This is a genomic window from Sphingorhabdus sp. (assembly GCF_044357595.1).
In the GTDB taxonomy this organism is placed as follows: Bacteria; Pseudomonadota; Alphaproteobacteria; order Sphingomonadales; family Sphingomonadaceae; genus Sphingorhabdus_B.
This window is the reverse complement of record NZ_JBIKPH010000157.1, coordinates 1-4,867: the sequence shown is the minus strand read 5'-3', so window position 1 is coordinate 4,867 and position 4,867 is coordinate 1. Positions and strand designations below refer to the sequence as shown.

At 55.4% G+C, this 4,867-nt stretch carries 4 protein-coding genes and 1 tRNA gene; 4 read left to right on the top strand and 1 reads right to left on the bottom strand.

Annotation, left to right across the window (positions count from 1 at the left end; all coding sequences use genetic code 11):
* The first annotated feature begins 310 nt into the window (after positions 1-310).
* A complete protein-coding gene (locus ACIQ2T_RS11950) occupies positions 311-736 on the top strand; it encodes a DUF2924 domain-containing protein (protein ID WP_397591011.1) in 426 nt (141 codons plus the stop codon).
* Complete coding sequence (locus tag ACIQ2T_RS11945; RefSeq protein ID WP_397591010.1) at positions 733-2,364, top strand: recombinase family protein; 1,632 nt, start codon at positions 733-735, stop codon at positions 2,362-2,364. The genes ACIQ2T_RS11950 and ACIQ2T_RS11945 overlap by 4 nt, the downstream gene beginning before the upstream one ends.
* A gap of 184 nt (positions 2,365-2,548) precedes the next feature.
* On the opposite strand, the gene ACIQ2T_RS11940 is transcribed toward ACIQ2T_RS11945, so the two are convergent.
* Positions 2,549-2,622 (bottom strand) — tRNA-Cys (locus tag ACIQ2T_RS11940).
* A 283-nt stretch (positions 2,623-2,905) separates the two neighbouring features.
* Here ACIQ2T_RS11940 and ACIQ2T_RS11935 point away from each other — a divergent pair.
* Positions 2,906-3,490, top strand: a complete 585-nt coding sequence (locus ACIQ2T_RS11935; RefSeq protein ID WP_397591009.1) for a protein-L-isoaspartate O-methyltransferase — start codon at positions 2,906-2,908, stop codon at positions 3,488-3,490.
* The coding region (locus ACIQ2T_RS11930; protein ID WP_397591008.1) for a TolC family outer membrane protein at positions 3,487-4,867 on the top strand (1,381 nt) is incomplete at its 3' end. The genes ACIQ2T_RS11935 and ACIQ2T_RS11930, both read left to right, overlap by 4 nt.

Here is a 4,867-nt window from a genome sequence, read left to right as displayed (position 1 = left end):
CTACAGTTACGTTGAATCAGAACATACTCCCCTCTTCAAGCGGAGTTTTTCAACAGAATAGGGCGCAAAGCTGCCATTGGCACGAGCGGCCTAATTTAGCCGGGGGGTTAACGACGGGCACTGCATACACCCAACCTTCACAGTCCCGCGCATCCACTTTTAATGCAAACTCGACTGGACTGCGTTCTAAATACGAGCAACAGCACATTGCGCTTCGGTACTGATCGAAGCGGCTTGCCCTGCCGGCTCTAACCGGGGGGCTCTAGGTGGTGGCAGCAGTCATTGGGCCGGCTGCGATCGGAGACCACCTATGTTAAAATCATCAAGCCGCAAGAAGCAGGCCACAGCTGTCGTCGCCGAGCTTATTAATATGTCGTTAGCGGACCTTCGAGCAGAATGGCAGGAGCGCTATGGTCCGCCGCCTAAGCATCGAGCGGCAGATTTGTTGCGGCGGGTGTTAGCTTGGCGCATCCAGGCGGAAGCATTCGGCGACCTAGATGCTGCTACGCGGCGGATACTCGCGAAGGAGCAAAACGTCCTGCGGCCTGCTGCCCAGCCAGGCATGCGATTGGCGCGCGAATGGGCGGGCCGCCGCTACGAGGTGGTCGTCATCGAAAGCGGCGTGGTCTTTGAGGGGCAGACCTTTGGAAGCCTCTCAGAAGTTGCGCGACACATAACTGGGCGCAGGTGGAACGGGCCGCGCTTCTTTGGCCTGCGGGGTGTCAACGTAAGATGACCGAGGCAAAGACAAAGTTCCGCTGTGCTATCTACACCCGCAAATCAACCGATGAAGGCCTTGAGCAGAACTTCAACAGTCTCGACGCACAGCGTGCCGCCTGCGAGGCGTATATCCAAAGCCAAGCTGGTGAAGGCTGGGAATGCCTGCCGCAAGTTTATGACGATGGCGGATGGTCGGGCGGCAATATGGAGAGACCAGCGCTTAAACAGCTTCTTGGCGAGATTTCAAAAGGCCAGGTAGATATCGTCGTGGTCTACAAGGTGGACCGGTTGACCCGAAGCCTCACGGACTTTGCCCGCATTGTTGAAACGTTCGACAACAATAACGCGTCCTTTGTGAGCGTGACCCAAGCGTTCAACACAACCAACAGCATGGGCCGGCTTACACTCAATGTCCTGTTGTCCTTTGCACAGTTTGAACGCGAGGTCACAGGCGAGCGAATCAGGGACAAGATTGCCGCATCCATGGCACGGGGTATCTGGATGGGCGGGAGCATCCCTAAAGGCTATGACCTCGGAGACCGTAAGCTGAATGTAAACCCGGTAGAGGCGGAACAGGTCCGCTACATTTTCAAACGCTATCTTGAGCTAAACTCCCTCATCTCTCTCGCCAAAGATCTTGCCCAAAACAACATCCGATCCAAACGATGGACAGCGCGAAGCGGGAAGGAACGAGGTGGGTATCTTTATGACCCAAGCGGGCTCTCTTATCTGCTGCGCAATCGTATCTACTTGGGCCAAATAACCCACAAGGATAAGTCTTATCCCGGCGAGCATGATGCCATCATTGAGGCTGATCTGTTCCAGCAAGTGCAAGAACGACTTGCTGCGAACCACCACAAATTTGTGAATAGGCAAACGCGCTCTGCAGCCTGCCCGCTTCACAACAAAATCTTTGATGCCCAAGGTAAACCCATGCGGCCAAACTTTGGCTACGGCCGGGGCAAGAAGATATATCGTTATTATGTGAGCGACACATTGCTTCCGCTCGGTAGGCTCAAAGCTGGAAGTACAACTCCCCTTGGCGACAGGCTGTCGGCAGAGCGGACAGAACGATTTTTGCAGGATCGGCTCGTCTCTCTTCTTCCCCTAGGCATTGCTACTTCCGAGATCTTCGACGCCATTAAGAGGGTCATGTTCTCCTCCAACAAGCTGACCGTGACGTTGGAAGTTGCGGCGTTGATTGACACTAACGCATGCGAGGACACGCTGCTTGCCAAAGCACAGCAGATCGATCTGGCCGCAAAGATACACGATGACGATCTCGTGCTGTCCTTAGATGCGCGGCCAGTACGACGTGGCAAGTCGGTGCGGTCCACCGACAGCTTTTTGGATGCGCCCGAGCAGAAAAGAGTTTTAGCCGAACTGGTACGAACCTCGCACCGCAAGCTGACGGAGTTGAACGCCTCACCACTTCATCCCGAGATGCACGAGCACATGTCCACGCCGGTCAATGAATGGACCCGCGAGCGCATTGCGATAGGGCTATTGGCGCCTGATATCCAGAAAGCGCTTCTTACTGGAACTGCACCTTTAGGGCTTGATCCCGAGAAGCTTCTGTCTCGCGATATACCTCTGGACTGGGAAGGTCAGAGGAAGTTTTTAGGCATGAAGCATGCTGCCTAGAATGCGCGAACTTCCATAAGTGTCACGGGCTATCGCGCGTAGAGACTGAGGGTCAAATCAAGGCGGTTTGGCCCTCTTTTGGTCTCCGCAGAGACTTTGGATTGCCTGCAGCTAGGCCGGAGGCGCTTAGGAACGCGGGGTTTATGATTGAAAAATGTCAGCGGGGTTTTAGCTGTGAGGTGTTTGGAGGCCCGAGCCGGAATCGAACCGGCGTGCAAGGATTTGCAGTCCTCTGCGTCACCACTCCGCCATCGGGCCCCTAAACAACAACTTGCCAGATCAGCATGCCATCATGTGGTGAAGGCGGGCGTTTAGCGACTTGCCCAATTCAATGCAACCGGCAATCTGGTAAGCAAATTGTGCCATTGTGCTATGTGCGCCACAAGCCATGGAAAAAGTTGTCATTTGCAACCATAAATAGGGCGTTCGTCTGAATCCTGCTTGGCGCGAGGCACAAGGCTCGGTAGAGAACATATCAAAGGCTGTATTGTGTTTGCAACACAGCCGTGCCACACGGCCGAAAGATTAATGGAAATATCCGATGGAATCAGTAATTTTCGAAGATATGCGTCGCGCAATGGTGGATAGCCAGTTACGCACCAGCGGCGTAAATGACGCATGGGTGGTCGCTGCGATGGGCACCGTGCCGCGCGAGGATTATGTGCCTGCAGCCCACAGGACGACTGCTTATATGGACCGTTCGATCCTGTTGGATGACGGCTCGATACTGAATCCCGCCGTATCGACAGCAATGCTGCTTCAGGCAGCAGAAGTGCGCACGGACGATGTCGTGTTGCTCGTCGGGAAAGATAATGGCTACGTCGCTGACATTTTAAAGTCGCGGGTACAAACTATCACGGCTGTTGCCTCGGACAGATTAAGCCAAGCGCAGACTGGTGGACCATTTTCACTCATCATTATCGATGGTGCGGCAGAAGAACTGCCACCCGTTCTGCTGGGCTTGGCAGCCGAAGGCGCGCGCATGGTCACTGGCGTTATAGAAGGCGCTGTGACCCGATTAGCCAAAGGTTATGTCCATAAAGGAAAAGTCGCATTGAAGTCATTTGCCGACAGTGAAATAGCTGCCATCCCGGGCTTTGCCCGCAAGCCGGAGTTCGTGTTTTGAGCGGGCGGGGCTTCATTATAATAGCGCTGCTTGCGTCGACCGGCTTAGCCGCACCTGCGGCAGCGGACACCCTTCGTGATGCGTTGGTTTCGGCGTATGAAACCAACCCTAACCTTACAGCGGCCCGCGAAGGACAGCGCGCCACAAATGAAGGTGTACCATTGGCAAAAGCCAATGGCCGGCCGCGCATGACAGTGCAGCCGACATATGTTGAAAATGTTCTTCAGGATAGCGGCGCATCGGTTGTTCAAGCGCGCGGCGTAAGCATTAACGGCACGATTTCCGCACCGTTATACGCCGGCGGTGGCATTAAAAACGCCGTTCGCGCAGCAGAAAACCGGGTCGAGGCAGGGTTCGCAAATTTGCGTGGCACCGAAAGCGCAATCTTCTCAGCAGTCGTCGGTGCCTACATGGATGTCATCCGCGATGAATCTATCGTAGACCTAAACCGCGCCCAAGTTGGCGTGCTATCGGTCAATCTTGATGCCACACGCGACCGTTTCGAAATCGGCGACCTGACCCGCACGGACGTTGCCCAGTCAGAAGCGCGACTGGCGCTTGCCACAAGCAACATGGAAACGGCACGGGCAAACCTCATCCGTTCGAAAGAAGTCTATATCCAACTGGTAGGCCGCGAGCCTGGGCAACTTCAAGCACCGCCGCCATTGCCCAATTTGCCGTCGACACCCGACGGTGCGGTGACAGTCGCACTAGAGAGCAACCCCGACCTGATCGCTGCACGCGAGTCGCGGCAAGCTGCAGGCTTTGATCGTCGCGCTGCAAACGCTTCTCGGTTTCCTTCGGTAAGTGTTTTTACCTCGCCTGCCTATAGTAACGCCTTAGGTTCGATCTCATCAAATATTCCCGGGTTTAGAGCTGACAATAGCGCGCTGAGTGCGCAGGCGGGTGTCCGCGCAACTCTGCCGCTTTATCAAGGTGGGCAACCCGCTGCGCAAATCCGTCAGGCACAAGCCCGCCTTGGCCAAGCCCAAGAACTAGAGATTGCTGCGGAGCGCGAGGCAATTGCGCAAACCCGCGCTTCTTTCGCAAGCTGGCGTGCGGCGCTTGATGTGATCGCAGCGTCCGAACGCGCTGTATCAGCGAACGAACTCTCACTTGAAGGCACCCGCGCCGAAAACGGGGTAGGTAATCGCACAATCTTGGACATTTTGAACGCTGAGCAGGAATTGCTGAACAGCAAGGTTCAGCTCGTTGCTGCACGCCGCAATGCCTATGTGGCCGGGTTCACTTTGCTCGCCGCGATGGGCAAAGCCGAAGCGCGAGACCTTGGCCTTGAAGGGGGCGCGTTATACGACCCTGTTGCCGACTATAATAAAGTCGATGGCGCTTGGAATGATTGGTCATCTCAACCCGATC

Bases quoted from the DNA above. Each gene is read 5' to 3' on its own strand.
- ACIQ2T_RS11950 (WP_397591011.1), top strand. From the start codon at position 311: ATGTTAAAATCATCAAGCCGCAAGAAGCAGGCCACAGCTGTCGTCGCC.
- ACIQ2T_RS11945 (WP_397591010.1), top strand. From the start codon at position 733: ATGACCGAGGCAAAGACAAAGTTCCGCTGTGCTATCTACACCCGCAAA.
- ACIQ2T_RS11935 (WP_397591009.1), top strand. From the start codon at position 2,906: ATGGAATCAGTAATTTTCGAAGATATGCGTCGCGCAATGGTGGATAGC.